Annotated in this window: 20 protein-coding genes; 13 read left to right on the top strand and 7 right to left on the bottom strand. The window is 48.4% G+C overall.

The genetic code is table 11. The annotated features are described in order from the left end of the window. Nucleotides 1-133: 133 nt before the first annotated feature. The 3 genes from SHEWMR4_RS19080 to SHEWMR4_RS19070 all read left to right on the top strand — a co-directional run bounded on the left by SHEWMR4_RS19080 (nucleotide 134) and on the right by SHEWMR4_RS19070 (nucleotide 3,261). Nucleotides 134-1,531 (top strand): hypothetical protein, encoded by a 1,398-nt coding sequence (locus SHEWMR4_RS19080; protein ID WP_041408912.1) that lies wholly within the window; start codon nucleotides 134-136, stop codon nucleotides 1,529-1,531. A gap of 1 nt (nucleotide 1,532) precedes the next feature. Beyond that, complete coding sequence (locus tag SHEWMR4_RS19075; protein WP_011624378.1) at nucleotides 1,533-2,570, top strand: acyltransferase family protein; 1,038 nt, start codon at nucleotides 1,533-1,535, stop codon at nucleotides 2,568-2,570. A gap of 88 nt (nucleotides 2,571-2,658) precedes the next feature. Then, a complete protein-coding gene (locus tag SHEWMR4_RS19070) occupies nucleotides 2,659-3,261 on the top strand; it encodes a hypothetical protein (protein ID WP_041408911.1) in 603 nt (200 codons plus the stop codon). 77 nt (nucleotides 3,262-3,338) lie between these two features. Here SHEWMR4_RS19070 and SHEWMR4_RS19065 read toward each other — a convergent pair whose 3' ends face one another. The 4 genes from SHEWMR4_RS19065 to SHEWMR4_RS19050 all read right to left on the bottom strand — a co-directional run bounded on the left by SHEWMR4_RS19065 (nucleotide 3,339) and on the right by SHEWMR4_RS19050 (nucleotide 5,904). Continuing rightward, nucleotides 3,339-3,920 (bottom strand): YSC84-related protein, encoded by a 582-nt coding sequence (locus SHEWMR4_RS19065; protein WP_011624376.1) that lies wholly within the window; start codon nucleotides 3,918-3,920, stop codon nucleotides 3,339-3,341. A 130-nt stretch (nucleotides 3,921-4,050) separates the two neighbouring features. Continuing rightward, the gene (locus tag SHEWMR4_RS19060) at nucleotides 4,051-4,983 is read right to left on the bottom strand and encodes a hypothetical protein (protein ID WP_011624375.1); all 933 of its coding nucleotides are present in this window, start codon (nucleotides 4,981-4,983) and stop codon (nucleotides 4,051-4,053) included. 55 nt (nucleotides 4,984-5,038) lie between these two features. Then, nucleotides 5,039-5,440, bottom strand: coding sequence for a nitrous oxide-stimulated promoter family protein (locus SHEWMR4_RS19055; protein ID WP_011624374.1), 402 nt, complete (start codon nucleotides 5,438-5,440; stop codon nucleotides 5,039-5,041). A gap of 104 nt (nucleotides 5,441-5,544) precedes the next feature. Further along, nucleotides 5,545-5,904 carry a DsrE/DsrF/TusD sulfur relay family protein gene (locus SHEWMR4_RS19050; protein WP_011624373.1) on the bottom strand — a complete coding sequence of 120 codons (360 nt, stop codon included), beginning with the start codon at nucleotides 5,902-5,904 and terminating at the stop codon, nucleotides 5,545-5,547. A 251-nt stretch (nucleotides 5,905-6,155) separates the two neighbouring features. Here SHEWMR4_RS19050 and SHEWMR4_RS19045 point away from each other — a divergent pair, with 251 nt between their 5' ends. From SHEWMR4_RS19045 to SHEWMR4_RS19015, 7 genes are all read left to right on the top strand, one after another. Continuing rightward, nucleotides 6,156-7,073 carry a hypothetical protein gene (locus tag SHEWMR4_RS19045; RefSeq protein WP_011624372.1) on the top strand — a complete coding sequence of 306 codons (918 nt, stop codon included), beginning with the start codon at nucleotides 6,156-6,158 and terminating at the stop codon, nucleotides 7,071-7,073. 216 nt (nucleotides 7,074-7,289) lie between these two features. After that, the gene (locus tag SHEWMR4_RS19040; RefSeq protein WP_041409184.1) at nucleotides 7,290-7,601 is read left to right on the top strand and encodes a hypothetical protein; all 312 of its coding nucleotides are present in this window, start codon (nucleotides 7,290-7,292) and stop codon (nucleotides 7,599-7,601) included. Nucleotides 7,602-7,612: 11 nt separating this feature from the next. Beyond that, on the top strand, nucleotides 7,613-9,067 hold the full coding sequence (locus SHEWMR4_RS19035; RefSeq protein WP_011624370.1) for a protein adenylyltransferase SelO: 1,455 nt from the start codon (nucleotides 7,613-7,615) through the stop codon (nucleotides 9,065-9,067). A gap of 11 nt (nucleotides 9,068-9,078) precedes the next feature. Beyond that, nucleotides 9,079-9,372 carry a DUF3630 family protein gene (locus SHEWMR4_RS19030; protein WP_083757946.1) on the top strand — a complete coding sequence of 98 codons (294 nt, stop codon included), beginning with the start codon at nucleotides 9,079-9,081 and terminating at the stop codon, nucleotides 9,370-9,372. 10 nt (nucleotides 9,373-9,382) lie between these two features. Then, entirely contained in the window at nucleotides 9,383-10,420 is a 1,038-nt protein-coding gene (locus SHEWMR4_RS19025; protein ID WP_041408910.1) for a serine/threonine protein kinase, read from the top strand. Nucleotides 10,421-10,547: 127 nt separating this feature from the next. After that, nucleotides 10,548-11,159, top strand: coding sequence for a thiol:disulfide interchange protein DsbA/DsbL (locus SHEWMR4_RS19020; protein ID WP_011624367.1), 612 nt, complete (start codon nucleotides 10,548-10,550; stop codon nucleotides 11,157-11,159). A 449-nt stretch (nucleotides 11,160-11,608) separates the two neighbouring features. Then, nucleotides 11,609-11,821, top strand: coding sequence for a DUF1107 domain-containing protein (locus SHEWMR4_RS19015; protein WP_011624366.1), 213 nt, complete (start codon nucleotides 11,609-11,611; stop codon nucleotides 11,819-11,821). Here the strand turns inward: SHEWMR4_RS19015 and SHEWMR4_RS19010 are convergent. Then, the gene (locus SHEWMR4_RS19010) at nucleotides 11,818-12,039 is read right to left on the bottom strand and encodes a cell division protein ZapB (protein WP_011624365.1); all 222 of its coding nucleotides are present in this window, start codon (nucleotides 12,037-12,039) and stop codon (nucleotides 11,818-11,820) included. The two genes, SHEWMR4_RS19015 and SHEWMR4_RS19010, sit on opposite strands and share 4 nt — an antisense overlap. Nucleotides 12,040-12,218: 179 nt before the next feature. On the opposite strand from SHEWMR4_RS19010, the gene SHEWMR4_RS19005 reads away from it, so the two are divergent. Both SHEWMR4_RS19005 and SHEWMR4_RS19000 read left to right on the top strand, forming a co-directional pair. Next, entirely contained in the window at nucleotides 12,219-13,724 is a 1,506-nt protein-coding gene (locus SHEWMR4_RS19005; protein WP_011624364.1) for a Na+/H+ antiporter NhaC family protein, read from the top strand. A 56-nt stretch (nucleotides 13,725-13,780) separates the two neighbouring features. After that, entirely contained in the window at nucleotides 13,781-14,137 is a 357-nt protein-coding gene (locus SHEWMR4_RS19000) for a RidA family protein (protein WP_011624363.1), read from the top strand. Between the two features lie 154 nt (nucleotides 14,138-14,291). Here SHEWMR4_RS19000 and SHEWMR4_RS18995 read toward each other — a convergent pair whose 3' ends face one another. Further along, entirely contained in the window at nucleotides 14,292-14,627 is a 336-nt protein-coding gene (locus tag SHEWMR4_RS18995; protein WP_011624362.1) for a hypothetical protein, read from the bottom strand. Nucleotides 14,628-14,647: 20 nt separating this feature from the next. Continuing rightward, on the bottom strand, nucleotides 14,648-14,911 hold the full coding sequence (locus tag SHEWMR4_RS18990; RefSeq protein WP_011624361.1) for a Rho-binding antiterminator: 264 nt from the start codon (nucleotides 14,909-14,911) through the stop codon (nucleotides 14,648-14,650). A gap of 72 nt (nucleotides 14,912-14,983) precedes the next feature. On the opposite strand from SHEWMR4_RS18990, the gene SHEWMR4_RS18985 reads away from it, so the two are divergent. Next, complete coding sequence (locus SHEWMR4_RS18985) at nucleotides 14,984-15,799, top strand: DUF1223 domain-containing protein (RefSeq protein WP_011624360.1); 816 nt, start codon at nucleotides 14,984-14,986, stop codon at nucleotides 15,797-15,799. The last annotated feature ends 85 nt before the right edge of the window (nucleotides 15,800-15,884 follow it).

Genomic DNA, 15,884 nt, shown 5'->3' with positions numbered 1-15,884 from the left:
AGTGGTTAATGAATAGGCTTTACCCTAGTTTTTTAAGGGTAAAAATATTTTTTGTGAAACGTTTCACTATTGGTTAATTGCGCTATATGCTAGCGCTGTTTTGTGAACCCATTGTGTGTGTTTAGGCAAAGAAATGAAAAATATTATGGCGGTGATCCTGTGGTTTTTAGGAGTCTCTGCCGCCACCCCCGTGTTCGCCGATAAGGCCTCGCCAGAACAACTCGCCCGCCTGTACCTCGATTTTATGGCTCAGACCAGTCGCCAGAGTGAAGCCCTGTGGCCAGGATTTCGTCTCGACGATAAAGTGCACCTCTTTAGCTACGCTGGCAACGTTTGGTTGCGCCAACCCGGCGGTGAAATTATTCAAGACAACAGCGTGTTAGAGTCGGTTAACTTGCACTCTGGGCTGTCGATTAACTTTGGTTTTCCCCAATATCAAGGGCAAGCGGGTGTACTTATCCAGCTCGAGTCGCCGACAATTCAATTCGAAAGCACGACTAAAACCGCCGATTTACCTTTTGTAATTTGGGCTGGCAACAGCGTGCATGAGGCGTTTCATTTTTATGCCCAATCCGAGTGGCGGGTGTTAGAGGATGCGCGTCGATATGAAGGCGAGGTTTATCCACTTAACCTAGATGCTCGTTATTACCGCTTACAACTGTTTAATGCCTTGATGTCAGCCTTAAAACAACCCGAGCAGCAGGCGCAGTATTTAGGCTATGCCGCTTACTGGCTACAAGTGTGGCGGCAAACTGCGCCTAACGAAGATAAAGTCAGTTATGTAAATGACTTAGTCGAAGGCAGCGCCAGATATGTCGAGTTAATTGCGGGTGCGCGCTTCTTAAGTCAAAACCAGTCCTACCTCGGCTATCAGCAAATCTTGCTGCAGTACGTGCAGGATTATTATCAACAGCAGCAAATGCTTGGCGGCTGGACGGCCGAGGCCGAGAATATCGGCGCGCTGGCTGGCATATTGCTCGATAGCACTCAAGATGCCTATGTGTGGAAAGAGTCCGTAATGTCGGGCATGTTGCCAGTGGATTTACTGCTGAGTCGCATCAAGCCGATTGCTCCGCCCGTTGCCCAGAATATGGCGCAGAAGCAACGGTTGCAGGACATGCTGGCCTACTATCCAGCAACGGAGCAAAAACTGACCCAGTTACTTAAGGATGTGCAGGACCCGAAAGTGCCGTTATTGGTGATGCCGAGTGTGAGCGATAGCAGCAGTTTTATCGATGTGGGTGAGGTGCGCTCTGGGTTTTATGTGGTGCCCTATCAAGAAGAAATGACCCAAGCCTATTTAGGTATGAGTTCACAATTCAGCAACTTAAATGTGAGCGGCAGTCCGTTGCTAGATGTGCCGTTACAGAATTATTGTGAGGGCATTGAAGCTGCAACTCTGCTACCTTTGGGGTTCAACTTTCAGCGCGAAGGTCAGTATTTGGTGTTCAATGAGCCGGAAATCCATGGCACCATCCGGGTTTCTGCAAGTGTTGTTGAGGGAAGAACCCTCTACTGTGCGATGAATTAATATGAGAAAAAATCAGCTCGAATTTACCTACATGCGCGGCATCGCGATTATTTTTATCGTGCTTGGCCACAGTATTTATAACTCTGGGGAAGGGTTTCCGTTACTGCTAGAAAATTTACTCAGGGGTGGCACGGCGTTGTTCGTGTTTATCTCTGGTTATTTTTTCCATCGGATTTTTTATAAGGATTTCGATTACGGCAAGTTTATGAAGAATAAGGTACAAAACGTACTTTATCCCTTTTTAGTCGTTTCTGCCGTCGGCCTGTTCTTCTTGAGTTTACGTTGGATTTTCTTGGAGCATCAGTCGCTTGATAAGCTATTGCTGAGTATTTTCTATACCGTACGCAATGGCTACATCTTGTATCCGCACTGGTATATCCCGTTTATTATGGCGGTGTTTCTATTCTCGCCAGTGTTTTTGTGGTTTATCCGTTGCTCGCAGCAGATGCGTTGGATCCTATTTGTGCTGAGTTGTGTGGTGGCAATTCTGCTTCACAGACCCATAGGTAACGTCAACTTTATCCACTCAGTGGTGTATTTTATGCCTTTCTATTTGATTGGTATTTTATATTCCCAAGATGAACATATTGTGACGCGCTACGGCTCAATTTTCAGTGCGTTAGCGGTGATCTTCCTGGTTGTGAGTCTAGTCGAGCAAAGCTACATAGTGCAGCACATTGGTAACTACCATAAGGCGCCGTTTGAATATAATGGCATCGACTGGCAGTTTATCCAAAAGCTGAGTCTGTGTGTGTTAGTGCTTAACTTCTGTGATTGGTTGTCGAAACGCAGTCGCATCCCTTGGCTAGTCGAAACCGCCGAGATGAGCTTTGCGATTTTCTTCATCCATCCGTTATTCGACATGTTGTTTAATACGGTCGCCACAGTGTTACGTTATCGTCTACCACCGGGGTCTTGGGTCACCAGTATCCTGTTCTCGGCAGGGATTTTTATCTTCCTGATGGTGGGCAGTATTATCACGGCACGTTTTATCAAAAAACGCTTAGGCAACCGTTCACGCCTGTATATAGGTTGGTAACGCCAAGCGAGCTTACGCAGGGGAATTAAGTTTAAATTTATTCCCCTGTGTTAGCGTGTTTTTCATCGAATTTTCCATGGAAAACATAATGAAAACTATCACCCTACCACGCCTTGGAATCGTCGGCCTTATGATGGCGACACCGGTATTTGCCAATGCGGCTACCGAACCTGCACTTGCCATAGAGCAAGAGACTTTCTTCAATCAATTAGCATCCCATTGCGGTAAAGCATTTGCGGGCAAAGTGGTGTCAACGGACAGCGCCGATGCGGCTTTTCGTGATAAAGCGCTGGTGATGCATGTGCGCGAATGCAGTGATACTGAGCTGAAAATTCCGTTCCATGTAGGTGATGACCACTCCCGTACTTGGGTGATCACGAAAACGGCTCAAGGCTTAAGATTAAAGCATGATCACCGCCATCAAGACGGGACGGAAGATAAGGTGACTATGTATGGCGGCGATACGGCGAGTGTCGGCAGCAGCCAAAAGCAGTCATTCTCCATCGATAAGGCATCGATTGATAACTTTATGCAAAATGGCCTGACCCAGTCTGTCACCAATGTGTGGCATATGGAGGTTACGCCAAGTACCTTCAGCTACCTGTTGACCCGCGAGAATCGTCATTTCCAAGTGGATTTTGATTTGAACCAGCCGCAACCGTTGCCGGCAGCCCCTTGGGGAAATAAGTAATCGCTATCGGGGATAAAAGAAAACCTCCTAATCCTGTGGAATAGGAGGTTTTTTAATGGGGACGACATGACTAAAACTTAGTTGCCTCTGGGCTCGAAGGAGAAGGATTGTCCCGCCAGCGCCGCTTCAAACATTAATCCACCTTTGGCAACGGTAAATACCGCCATACCATTGATATAGGCGGCAGTTGCCGATTGATTACCACCCGCTTGGCCTGCGCCTGCCGAGTTGCCTGTGGTGCCCGCTTTGGCGTTGGCGCCCATGTTAATCGCAACGGCCGAGGCCTGAGCATCGAACTCAAAACTGCCACTGGTGAACTCGTTGTAGGATTTGGCGTCCTTAAAGAAGATGATTTCGCTATAGGCTTGCCCGCCTAATTGAAAACCAATGGAGAGCTGGGTCAGACTAGAGTCTCCCATATATTGACCCGCTTGAAAGACGCGACCTTTACCGTAGGCGGCGCCAATACCTATTCCACCTTTGCCGACTGTGGGAAAGAGGGCATAACCGTAGGCGGTATCAAAAAATTTGCGCGTTTCCTTTGCTTGGTGAAAATTATTTAAAGCCTCGGTGTAGCTATCGTCGGCTTGCGCTACGGGTACCATAAAGCTGGCTATCAGGTAGGTCGATGCGGCGATAAGGGATAAAAATGATTTCATGGCGTTCCTCCTTTATTCTTCGGTTCCATCAGACTACCCTTTGTTTTAACAAATGACAGCCTAAAGCTGAGTTCATGTCAGCTGGGGTTCAGTTTATTCAGTGTGACAGTTTTGATTGCTCTACGGTGAATTAGTTCTTCGGATCAGGGGGCGTGTGTGGGATTTTCTCTGAGCATTCGTTCGATTCCTGCTGCAGTTGTTGAATAAACTCAAATTCCTCTGGAGTGAGCACCTCTGAAGACTGAGGCTCCACCTTTGGTTGAGGGGCTGACATATGTCCCTTGAGATAGGCGGTGCGGGTGATCTGCTTAAGACCGTATGCCGCTAGTAAGTAAAAGCTTAACAGCAGGCTTAGGCGTGGCAGTGCATGGGATAGGGTCGAGAGCGAATCCCCAAGATAAAAGGGAAGCACCACCACAAATACCCTTAACAGCCAGTTAAATAGCATGGCTAAGGTCAGGCCGAATAACCAGCGGAAACGAATGAGTTTTAAGGTTTGCTGCGGCGCCTCGTTACGCTGTTGTTGGCGCAGCTTATGTCGTTGGAACAATCGCCAGAGTGCAAAAAAATAGGTCGCCGTCTGGATAAACAGCAACAGAGGCAAGGCTAGGCTCCAATGGCTGAAGTCGATATCCTGTCGATATTTAAAAAATTCCGCCTGAAACCAAAGGGCATTTTTGTGCAAGTTTAGCCGTACAACCATATCCAGCATGGCGAGAAACAGTGTGATCAATGCTGGCCAATAATGCCGTGAGAATCCCACAGGCTCAGTGCTTTGCTCTAGGCTGCGTTTGCAGTAGAGGTAGAGCAGCGGCATGAGTAAAAAATAAATCGGGGTGATCAGGTTAAATAACACATGGATAGGGATGGGGGTGTTATCGCGGTTGAGCATGCCCGTCAGAAAATACAGGCCAACAAGGCTTAAGAAACCCGCTAACAGTTTTTGATTATTGTTCGAGTGATAAATGTAGCGAATATAAATAGCTAACGCGAGGCAATGTAAGCCACCAAAAAGAGATAACCACCAATAGGCTTGAGCAAAAAACGTATTAAATTCGTTCATTTTTAACACCTCGACGTCCTGTTATAACAGGGAAATTCGAGGTGCAAAAGTGCTACTAAAGGTTTTTCTGTGTAATGGCGATGCGTTGATGGCGATTAGAAGCCGCCTCGGGCACTGATGCGGGGACGGGCTGACGCTCCGCCAGCAAGTGCTTGATTGCGCGAATGGGATGCGGTAACAGCATTCGTGGGCCGGCAAAAATCATGATCTCTTTGACCTGCGCCTTTTGTGCTGGTTTATAGCAGTGCACAGGGCACTTATTGCAGGTGGGTTTATCTTGTCCGTAGGGGCAGCGATCGAGGCGAACGGCGGCATATTCTAGCAACGCTAAACACTCTTCACATAGGCCAGATTCTGTTTGACCTTGGTGTTTGGCTTTACAATAAATTTTTGCCATCGCGCTAATTGTTTCATGCTCGTAGCGCAGTTTACCTGTGAGTAGGGCCGCTGAATCCATGGGAATACCTTAGTCTGTCACTCGGATAATCCCATCATAAGCAGCGGCGCGGGCTTGTTCAAAACTGAAGTCACAATTTATGAAGATGCGCACAAAATGAGACTTTAAATATGCATCACCTTATCGGCGGCCAGCGTCCAGCGGGTCAGATCCTGCAGAGTGCCTATTTGTGCGCCTTCGAGCAGCATTTCGGGGTTAACGCCCCGCGCTTGGGCGCAGGTTTTACAGAGTAAAATGGGGACTTGCTGAGCGCTTAGGATCTCAAACATCTGTTGTAGGTTGTAACTGAGGTCTGGAGTCGTTTGATGTTTAAGGGCGCCAAATACCGCATCCGACATTAAAAAGATTTTTAAATCAACCTGTTGCTCTGTTTGATCCTTCAGCGCCAAAGCGATACGTAGGCTATTGAAGAGTTTTTCTGTGCCATAGGGGCTGGCGTGGGCAACGATCAGAATGTTTTGCATTAGGCTTTCCTTAATTTTGCAAATGGTCATAAACCCTAACAGTCTAGCCGAATTGCGCCTATCGATTTGCGTGCAAGATCGGATAAAACGGCATAAATACTTGATTTACACAGACACTATGGACTTTAATAGCGGTTAATCTCTGCTCAACTTTTGGACAGAATCCCTTGCCAGCTTCAGGCCCTTGAGTCGATTTGGCAAGCCAACTGCAATTGCTTCTGATGGGAAGCAGCCATTAAAGGTGAAGAAGAATGAAGGTCGTTGTCGTTTTTATACTGATCGCTATCGGAGTGTTTTTATTTCGTCGTGCCCAGCGCTTGGCGAAGGAAGAGCAAGAGGCAATGATGGCGAAAAAATCAACCGAAAAGACAAGGGATACAAGCGCTTCGCCCGATGAGGCTGAATCTACGCCTGACCTTGCTCCTTCTGCGACGAACGAGTCAACCGCCGCCGCTGCGGCCAAAGCGCCCGAGGTTGAATTAATGCCAAGGGACGTTGAGCCAGCGAGCCGTGTTGAGCTGAGCGAAGATATTATCGACGTTGAGATCCCTGCTGCTACCCATGACGAGAATGTAATTATTCTTGCAGATGTGCATTCTGCCGATGCCGATAAAGACTCTGCAATCCCTGAGGATGACGTTTTGGTCACCCAGGCGAGTGAGGCTAAAGAAGATCCGGTAGTCGTCGGTGCTCCCGTTAAGGCTAAAGAAAGCGTCGAGAGTTCACCTGAGGTGGCAAGCACTCCTCTGGCGAAAGATGAGCCGCTTGCAGCACTTGGTTCATGGGCGAATGTGACCCTAGAGCGCGCGGTAGAAGAATACCAAAGTGCAGAGACTGCCTTGGCTCGCTATAACGCCTTACAAAACGTCATAGCAGAGTGCTACAAGCAGCGCAAATCGACGGAATATTTAGCCTATGGCGCAGCGCTACATGGGCTGTATCTTGCGTTATTCCACAGTGCGAATACCGAAAAGCCCAAAGAGCTTGAGCTTAAAACCCCAGGTTTTATGCAGCTCGCGACTTTGCTAAACGATACCCAAGACTTTGATAAAGCGATTGCACTCTGCCAAGAGGCGATCAAACTCGGTTTAACCGATGGCACTGTGACGGGGTTTGAAGGACGAATTAGCCGTATCGAGAAGGCGCAGGCGAAAGCGGCGATGGCCTAAGGTTGCTGTCTGACCGCGAGAGTAGAACTCAGGCTTTGGTGCTCAAACGCGATTAACAATGCACTTGAGATACCCTTAGCCGAAAAGCGGTTATTTAACCGGGTAAAGCCGTGTAGAATCCTGATACTTACTGCGCAAAAGGCGAACTAAGGTTCGCTTTTTTTATGGGCTATTTTTATGAAGTATGTTGCGAGCTGTTTTAACCGAATCGGCAAAATGAAATTATCCTTGGTCATCTTATTTGCCAGCCTCAGCCTTGGGTTGAGTGGCTGCACTAAAACCCCCGAATGGACGCTATTTTATTATCCTGCGGCGACCTCACTGCCAACGACGCCATTACAAACCGATGATATCAATGGTTATTACGACACTCTCGAGCAATGCCAGCGCAAAGCCCAAGGATTACAACGCTTAACCGGATCGGGTGTCAGTGGCTTCGAGGCTAGCGGCGCCGGCGTATATCAATGCGGCCAACAGTGTGAGCTTAGCGACAAGTCCGTACTCGTGTGTAAGCAGCTCGTTCAATAGGGAAAGCATTGATGAAGTTTAAACAGGATTTTTTTACCCAGTTGCCTGAGTTTTACTCTCAAGTCTATCCGCAGGGGATAAGCAATCCCCATTGGCTGGCGTGGAGTGAAGATGCCGCCAAGTTAATCGACTTACAGCAGCCGACAGATGCCTTATTGCAGGGATTATCGGGTAACGCGGCCGTTGAGGGCGCAAGTTATTATGCGCAGGTGTACAGTGGCCATCAGTTTGGTGGCTACACGCCCAGATTAGGCGATGGTCGCTCGATTATTTTGGGTGAGGCATTAGGCCCCCAAGGCGCATGGGATGTGGCACTCAAAGGCGGCGGGCCGACACCCTATTCTCGCCATGGCGATGGTAGAGCCGTAATGCGCTCAGCGGTGCGGGAGTTTCTTGTCTCCGAAGCGCTGCATCATTTAGGTGTGCCGACGACCCGAGCCTTAGCGGTGATCGGCTCTGATATGCCCGTCTGGCGAGAGAGCCAAGAAACCGCTGCCATTACCGTACGTTTGGCACGCAGCCATATCCGTTTCGGTCATTTTGAATTTTTCTGCCATAGCGAGCGTGGTCAAGCCGATAAGCTCACGCAGTTACTCAACTTTACCTTGAAACAGCATTATCCGAATTTGAGCTGCGATCTGGCGGGCTATAAAGCCTGGTTTTTGCAGGTAGTACAAGATACCGCTAAGCTCATCGCCCATTGGCAGGCTATCGGCTTTGCCCACGGGGTAATGAATACCGACAATATGTCGATTCTGGGGGATAGTTTCGATTTTGGTCCGTTTGCCTTCCTCGATACCTTTCAAGAAGACTTTATTTGCAATCATTCCGATCCAGAAGGGCGTTACGCCTTTGGTCAGCAGCCCGGCATTGGTCTATGGAACCTGCAACGTTTAGCGCAGGCGTTGACGCCTGTGATCCCGTCCGATGATTTAATTGCCGCCTTGAATCAATATCAACATGCGCTAGTGCAGCATTATTTGATGCTGATGCGCGTTAAGTTAGGGTTGACTGAGCGAGCGGATTCGACAGCCGAGCAGGATCAGCAGGACTTAGAACTGATTGGCCGTTTTACCGTGCTGATGGAGAAAAATCAGCTGGATTACAGCAACACGTGGCGCCGCTTCGGTCAGCTTGACCCGAGTAGTGCGCATTCTTCGCTAAGGGATGATTTTATCGACCTTAATGAATTTGATGCTTGGTATCAGGCATATCAGGCGCGGTTGGGTAAAGTTACCGATATTGAGGCCTGGCAGCAGGCGCGTAATAGCGTTAATCCCAAATACATCCTACGCAATTATTTGGCTCAGGAGGCCATTATTGCCGTGGAGGAGGGGAATCTTGCGCCGCTAGAGCGTCTGCACCAAGTATTGCGCCAGCCGTTTGCCGAACAAGTTGAGCATGAAGATCTGGCCAAGCGTCCACCCGATTGGGGACAAGGGCTGATTATGTCGTGCAGCAGTTGATGGAAGTAAAAATGAAATTAGAAGCCATTCAGTTAGATAGAGCCGCGTTAAGCTTAAGTGTGAGCGGCGATATCGATTTTGATCATTTCGAGGCCTTTGCCGAGCCATTAGCCCACGCCTTAGATTGCCAAGTGCGCGAGCGCCAATGGGGCGCGGATCGCCATCAATGGCTATTAGAGTTTGAGGGCACCTCGCTTTGGCTCAATTATGAGTTTTACGGCAATATCTGTTGGCTGAGTGTGGAACGTGAGGCCGATTTTGAGGTATTGGAATACCTTGCCACACTGTTAAAGTCCTATGTATGAGAGAGTCGCAATGAGCCAAGATAAGTTAGTTCCATCTCAGGGGGCCGTCGATGATACGCATTCGGGCGCAGCCTTTGACTTTCAGGCCTTAACGCCGGATTTGATTTTAGATGCGATCGAGAGTCTCGGAATATACCCAGAGACTGGCCTGCTCGCGCTGAATAGTTACGAAAACCGCGTGTATCAATTTCGCAGCGATGAAGGGCAACGCTATGTGGTGAAGTTTTATCGCCCCGATCGTTGGACCGATACGCAGATCCAAGAAGAACACGACTATGCCATCGCGCTTGCCGAGCAGGAAATCCCGATGGCGGTGCCCACATCCGTGCAAGGGCAGACCTTGCATCATTTCCACGGCTTTCGGTTTGCACTGTTTCCCTCCATCGGCGGTCGCCCCTTCGAAGTGGATAACTTAGAGCAGTTGGAATTTGTTGGGCGTTTTATCGGTCGTATACACCAGTACGGTGCCCAGTCGACATTTAAGGCCCGTGAGCCGCTAAATCCGCAGATTTTAGGTGATGAACCTTTAGCTTGGTTAAAGCAGTCAGATCTCGTACCAAGCACACTACGTCCTGCGTTTTTTACTGTGGTGGAGCAAGTGCTGGCTAAGGTGAATCAGCGTTGGGCGCTGCAAGCTTTTACGCCCATTCGTCTGCACGGGGACTTACATCCGGGGAATATTCTTTGGACACCCGATGGGCCGGGGTTTGTGGATTTAGACGATGCCCGTATGGGACCGGCTATTCAAGATTTATGGATGATGCTGACGGGCGATAGAGCGCAGCAGCAACTGCAACTCGAGGTATTACTCGAAGCCTATGAAGAGTTTTGTGAGTTCGATACTCGGCAGTTGGCGCTGATTGAACCCCTACGCGCATTACGGATGGTGCACTATAACGCTTGGATTGGCAGGCGTTGGCAGGATCCTGCTTTCCCTATGCATTTTCCTTGGTTTGGGGATGAAAAGTATTGGGAGCAGCAGATCTTAGCCTTTAAGGAGCAACTCGCGGCACTCGATGAACCGCCGCTGAGCCTGATCCCCTATTAAATGTGTGAACAGGGTGGAATTACGCGCCTCTTAGGCCAAACCGATTGAACTCTCGGCTTGAGTTACACTCAAAAAATGAAATATGTTAGGCTCCAGCTAGTTTATAAAATTGATTTAAGGAAAATTCATGAAAAAAGCATTACTTATGGCAGCAGCGCTGTTATTGGCTCCACTAACTGTGTCGGCAGTTGAATACAAAGAAGGTGTACATTACACAGTGATTAACGATGGTCCAGCAACGGCTAAGCCTGAAATCACCGAGTTTTTCTCTTTCTATTGCCCGCATTGCTTCAACTTCTCAAAAACTGTGGTACCTAAAATTTTGGCTGAGAAGCCAGAAGGTGTGGCATTCAATCAAGCCCACGTTGACTTTATCGGTAAAGAAATGGGCGTAGAAATGTCACGCGCCTTTGCTGTGGCACACCAACTCAATGTGGATGAAAAAATGGATGCGGCGATATTTTCAGCTATCCATGAGAAGAAACAACATTTCACTAACCGTGACGACGTGCGCGCCCTGTTTGTGGCAAACGGCGTTGACGGAAAAGCTTTCGATGCCGCTGCAGATTCATTTATGGTGAAAGCGCAAATGGCGAAAATGAAGCGTGATACTGAAAACGCGAAGATTTCTGGCGTGCCTGCGTTAGTGGTGAATGGTAAGTACCGCGTCGAAACGGGTGCGATCAAGTCTTACGACGAGCTATTAGATATCGCTTACTATTTAGCCAAGAAACAATAAAGATCACTAGATTGCCGTAGTTTTATCATCTTTTTGTAACTTAAATGATTGATACTACTGATATAAACTTAAAGGAGCCTAGCGCTCCTTTTTTATTGGGTGTGATTGCCTAGTCTGCAGAGCGCAATTGGGTCGTGTTGTGCTTGGCCGAAATTTGGCAAAAAAAAACCGTACTTCCGATGATGGAGAGTACGGACTTGAGCCATATGACTCATTTTTACCCTGAGTAACGTGGGTGATTCTAAGTGTGCGTCAAAATAATGTCAACTGTCAAAATTTTGACCATTAAGTTATAGATTGAAGCAGTTTTACATTGTTAAATAAAATCAAATAATTAACTTTGTTAATTGTAAATTTTGAAAAAAATTCTTAAAGGATGAAACTCAATTGGTCATCTTTCTGTCAAATAGCCGTAGTCAATAACAACAAGAAAGCATGTAGGGGGTTGTATGAGAGTTTTCCCTGTATACGCACCGAAGCTGATTGCAAAGCATGCGCGTATTTTTCTCACTGGCGTGATATGGGTTAAAGACTTAGGTCGATTAGAATTTGAAAAGGGGCGTTTTTTATTGCCAAGAAAAAGCCTGCCGAAAGTAAAGCAGGCTATCTTAGAGCTGAACGAACTGATTGAATCGCAGAATCATCAAACTAAAACAGCTTAGATTTCACTGTTGAGCAGGCCAACAAGTCCGGTGACTTTGTCGTTCCAAGAAGCGAGTTCTTGTTGCAGTTGTTGGTTTTGCTCAGTTAATTGTTGATTTTGCTCACTCAAAGTCGACGCTTTTTGCTTCTCTTCCTCTAGCTCCATTTTTAGAAGCTCGATAGTTTCGAGTGTAGCCTGGATCTTGGTTTCCAGTTTGGACAGTAATTCAAGGCTCATCTGGAGAGTCCTATAGTTTCTGGATGGGACTGTGATTCTAGCAGTGCCAATAGCATAAGGAATAGCAGTCTTTGTCGTTTGGTTAAAAAATGCCCGATAACCGCGTACGAATTTAAGTTTTTTTGCATTTGTTACTAACTCGTTAGTATTCTTGGGTTTATTTATTATCGGAAAGGCCCATGTCGCCGAACCTGCTTGCGATACTTCCCCTGTTATTAACCCTAGTGCTAGCCCTTTGGCTACGGCGTACCTTAGTGGCGCTGGGTGTCGGTATCCTCTCGGGCGCCTTAATCATTGCCCACTTCGATATAGTACAAAGCTTGGGCTATCTCTTGGAGATAGGTGCTAAGCAGTTTTACAGCCAAGGCGCTTGGCAGTGGTGGCATTTAAACGTGCTGATGGCCATGTTGCTGCTGGGCAGCATGACGCAGCTCCTCGCCAGAAGCGGTGCGGTAGAGCAATTTGGTGATTGGCTATATCGACGTATTCGTACGGGACGACAGGCGCGTATTGGTGTGGTGCTGTTGGGCTGGTTGGTTTTTATCGACGGTATTTTTAGTTGCCTCGCCGTAGGGCATGTGTGCCAACCTCTGAGCCAGCGTTATGGCATCCGTCAGACGCAGCTGGCCTATTTAGTCGACTCTAATGCGTCGCCGCTCTGTTCACTCTTGCCTTTTTCTAGCTGGGGGCCCTATGTGATGGCGCTCTTGGCGGGACTCAGCTTTTTACCCGTTTCAGCCCTTGAGGCCTTCATCGACGTCGCCTTATTCAATTTTTATGCGATAACCACCTTAGGCTTGTCGCTGATTGTGGCTTGGTTTGGGATGGGGTTTCGCCCCATCGAGAATGCAGTATTGGCGGCTGATCCCGTTGAGCCAAGTTTAACTCCCTCCCAAGGCAATCCTTGGCTGCTTGCGATCCCCATGCTGACCTTACTGTGCGCCTCTGTCGGTTTAACTCTCTGGTCTGGTGCGCAGCAGGTGCCATCATGGGATATTTCGGCCTGGTTAGCTAAAGCCGATATTGGCGCCGCGATGCGCGATGCCTGTCTGTTATCGACCTTAGTCACGCTAGTGTTGTTGATGTTGTCGGGCCGAAGCATAGGGAAACTGCTGGCGGACTTAGTGCATGGCGTGCGGATGATCGCCTTTGCCATCGCGATTTTACTCTGTACTTGGATGATAGGCGCGGTGATCCAAGATCTGGGGGTGGCGAGCTTGTTGGCGGCTTGGGCTAAATTGTATTTATCCCCGAGTCTGCTGGTGGCGGGGATGTTTCTACTCTGCGCTATCATGGCCTTTGCCACAGGCTCAAGCTGGGGTACCTTTGCGATTATGATCCCCATCGGTGGGGAAATTGCCCATAACATGGATGTCAGCTTGCTGTTACCTGTATTGAGTGCGGTGATGGCGGGTTCTGTGTTTGGCGATCATTGCTCGCCGATTTCCGATACTAGCGTGCTGAGTGCGACGAGTTCTGGCTGCTTACCCCATGACCATGTGGTGACTCAACTGCCGTTTGCATTAATCGGAGCTGGTGCGGCATTAGTGGGATTTCAGTTAGTTAACTTATCGGTTGCAACCCTGTTCGTGTGGTTTGGGGTCATAGGCACTGCGTTAGGGTTATTGGCCTTAATGACACGCTTTTATCCACCTTGGCTGAGCGCTCGTTCGCAGACAAACTGAGCCTTTCGGGGTAGAATGCCTGCAGAATTAACCATTTGATTTAAGAGATTATCCCTATGAGCATTACCCGTTTAGATGTTGGTACACGTATGAGCAGCATAGTGATCCACCAAGGCACAGTGTACTTATGTGGCCAAGTGGCGAAGGATAAGTATCAAAACATCACCGAACAAACGACGACTATGCTAGAGGAAGTCGACACTCTGTTAGCACAGGCGGGCAGTTCTCGGGAACACTTGTTGTCAGCCACTATCTATCTTAAGGATATGAATGACTACGATGCCATGAATACCGTTTGGGATGCTTGGGTGCCACAGGGTCATGCGCCAGCCCGTGCCTGTGTGCAGGCGGCCATTGCCGAGCCAGAATATCTGGTTGAAGTTTCTGTGATTGCCGCCGTCGTTAAGGCGTAACTCGCTTCTAATCTAAGTTAGCAGTAAAGCTAAGTCGAACTTGGCTTTACTCGCCCACAACCATTGCAGCCTTAAATGTTGCGGCACATCTACCGTGGCAAGGCTACGCAACTTTCATTTAGAACGCGATCATGAACTAGCACAAGATCTTCAGTTAGAAATAGCGGGCTAAGTTCGCCGGAATATTGGGGCGGTGCGAGGGATACTGCGCCAGCAAGCCTTGGGCGATGGTCTCTATATTCAGCGTTGGTAAACCTTGCTCTATGATGGTCACGGCCCAAGGTGCGTGGTGCTTGAGTTGGGTATAATGCTCAGTTTCAACAAACCGTGCCAACGAATAACAGCTGCCGCCTAATCCGTGTCCCCAACCTTCGCTAACGTCAAAGGGGGAATTGAGTCGCTCGCTATCAAACTCCACCAAGTAGGGGGACTGACCATGATGGCCGCCAGTCCAATCGCCTAATTTCAGCAACAGTATCATCCTTGTCATTTATTTATGCTCCTTTACTACTAGCTCGCAATCATAACACGGCCAAAACTGGCATGGGGATCAGTGGGCGTGATGGCGATAATGCTATCTAGCCGCAGTGTTTGCTGGCCTGCTTGATGTTCGACGACCAGCCATTCAGTCTTATCGGCGTGGGTCTGGGTCGTGATTGCCCGCGCTTGGCACAGGCTGCCGTCCTGCAACTCAATGTCGAGGCGATAGCCGTGCATACAAGCCAGCTCTAGGTAGTCGTAGTGGGCACAGGGGATCATTTTGTAGTCAGACATCATCTTTCCTCTAGAGTGTGAATGATTTGGATGTGATTCAAGGTCTTCTTCTCTATTAAGGGAGGAGAAATAATGAAACGCATCCTATTAGTGAGCATCTTGTTCTGGCCGCTGTTGCAATCCGTTCTTGCTCAGACGTTGGCGCCTTTTCAAGCGCAGAGTGCCGTGACCCGCCCTTATATTATCGAACTTTATACGTCACAGGGCTGCAGTAGTTGTCCACCCGCCGAGGCTTGGTTATCTGAGCAGTTTAATAAGACCGACCTATGGCAGAAATATTTTCCGTTAGTCTTTCATGTGACTTATTGGGATTACCTAGGATGGAAGGATATTTTTGGCCAAAGGGCTTTCAGTGAGCGCCAATATCAACATTTAAACCAAAAGCATACGCGGCAAGTGTATACACCGCAGTTTGTGATTAATGCTAAGGAGTGGCGTGGTTGGTTCTCGGGTGAGTTAGATGGGATCTTTGCTCTGCCTCAACCTGAGGTGGGGATGCTTAAGTTGAGTATCGCCAACCAGCAGCTTGAGGGGAGTTTTGAGCCGCAGCCCACTTGGGCACAGGATAAAGACTTGCATCGAACACGTTTGCATTTGGCCTTGGTCGGCTCGGGTTTTACGACTGAGATAAAACGCGGCGAGAATCGCCATAGGCAATTACCCCATGATTTTGTGGTGCTGAGTTTGCAATCTTTGCCCGCGAGGAGTGTGCTTGAGCATGCCAAAGACCCTACGCTGCAGTTTACCCAATCCCTCGATGCCATTCCCGCATCAGCGTTTAGTGCGCCCCGTTTGGCTTGGGTGGCCTGGTTAACGCTAAATGAAGAACCTATACAAGCCGTGGGCGGCTGGCTTGAGGCGCCGCATGACGAAATCCAAAGTCAATAAGGGGAGTCAAATGAAGCGATTTGCCCTAACGGCAAGTTGTTAAGACATCTTTTTAACCGCTTATTTTATCGGCTAAGACTTTTAG

This window comes from Shewanella sp. MR-4 (assembly GCF_000014685.1).
Lineage (GTDB): Bacteria > Pseudomonadota > Gammaproteobacteria > Enterobacterales > Shewanellaceae > Shewanella.
Note: the sequence above shows the minus strand (reverse complement) of the source record. Positions and strands in the feature narration are given on the sequence as shown.

Excerpts from the sequence above, each read along its gene's own strand:
- SHEWMR4_RS19080 (WP_041408912.1), top strand. The coding sequence starts at position 134 with ATGAAAAATATTATGGCGGTGATCCTGTGGTTTTTAGGAGTCTCTGCC.
- SHEWMR4_RS19075 (WP_011624378.1), top strand. The coding sequence starts at position 1,533 with ATGAGAAAAAATCAGCTCGAATTTACCTACATGCGCGGCATCGCGATT.
- SHEWMR4_RS19070 (WP_041408911.1), top strand. The coding sequence starts at position 2,659 with ATGAAAACTATCACCCTACCACGCCTTGGAATCGTCGGCCTTATGATG.
- SHEWMR4_RS19065 (WP_011624376.1), bottom strand. The coding sequence starts at position 3,920 with ATGAAATCATTTTTATCCCTTATCGCCGCATCGACCTACCTGATAGCC.
- SHEWMR4_RS19060 (WP_011624375.1), bottom strand. The coding sequence starts at position 4,983 with ATGAACGAATTTAATACGTTTTTTGCTCAAGCCTATTGGTGGTTATCT.
- SHEWMR4_RS19055 (WP_011624374.1), bottom strand. The coding sequence starts at position 5,440 with ATGGATTCAGCGGCCCTACTCACAGGTAAACTGCGCTACGAGCATGAA.
- SHEWMR4_RS19050 (WP_011624373.1), bottom strand. The coding sequence starts at position 5,904 with ATGCAAAACATTCTGATCGTTGCCCACGCCAGCCCCTATGGCACAGAA.
- SHEWMR4_RS19045 (WP_011624372.1), top strand. The coding sequence starts at position 6,156 with ATGAAGGTCGTTGTCGTTTTTATACTGATCGCTATCGGAGTGTTTTTA.
- SHEWMR4_RS19040 (WP_041409184.1), top strand. The coding sequence starts at position 7,290 with ATGAAATTATCCTTGGTCATCTTATTTGCCAGCCTCAGCCTTGGGTTG.
- SHEWMR4_RS19035 (WP_011624370.1), top strand. The coding sequence starts at position 7,613 with ATGAAGTTTAAACAGGATTTTTTTACCCAGTTGCCTGAGTTTTACTCT.
- SHEWMR4_RS19030 (WP_083757946.1), top strand. The coding sequence starts at position 9,079 with ATGAAATTAGAAGCCATTCAGTTAGATAGAGCCGCGTTAAGCTTAAGT.
- SHEWMR4_RS19025 (WP_041408910.1), top strand. The coding sequence starts at position 9,383 with ATGAGCCAAGATAAGTTAGTTCCATCTCAGGGGGCCGTCGATGATACG.
- SHEWMR4_RS19020 (WP_011624367.1), top strand. The coding sequence starts at position 10,548 with ATGAAAAAAGCATTACTTATGGCAGCAGCGCTGTTATTGGCTCCACTA.
- SHEWMR4_RS19015 (WP_011624366.1), top strand. The coding sequence starts at position 11,609 with ATGAGAGTTTTCCCTGTATACGCACCGAAGCTGATTGCAAAGCATGCG.
- SHEWMR4_RS19010 (WP_011624365.1), bottom strand. The coding sequence starts at position 12,039 with ATGAGCCTTGAATTACTGTCCAAACTGGAAACCAAGATCCAGGCTACA.
- SHEWMR4_RS19005 (WP_011624364.1), top strand. The coding sequence starts at position 12,219 with ATGTCGCCGAACCTGCTTGCGATACTTCCCCTGTTATTAACCCTAGTG.
- SHEWMR4_RS19000 (WP_011624363.1), top strand. The coding sequence starts at position 13,781 with ATGAGCATTACCCGTTTAGATGTTGGTACACGTATGAGCAGCATAGTG.
- SHEWMR4_RS18995 (WP_011624362.1), bottom strand. The coding sequence starts at position 14,627 with ATGACAAGGATGATACTGTTGCTGAAATTAGGCGATTGGACTGGCGGC.
- SHEWMR4_RS18990 (WP_011624361.1), bottom strand. The coding sequence starts at position 14,911 with ATGTCTGACTACAAAATGATCCCCTGTGCCCACTACGACTACCTAGAG.
- SHEWMR4_RS18985 (WP_011624360.1), top strand. The coding sequence starts at position 14,984 with ATGAAACGCATCCTATTAGTGAGCATCTTGTTCTGGCCGCTGTTGCAA.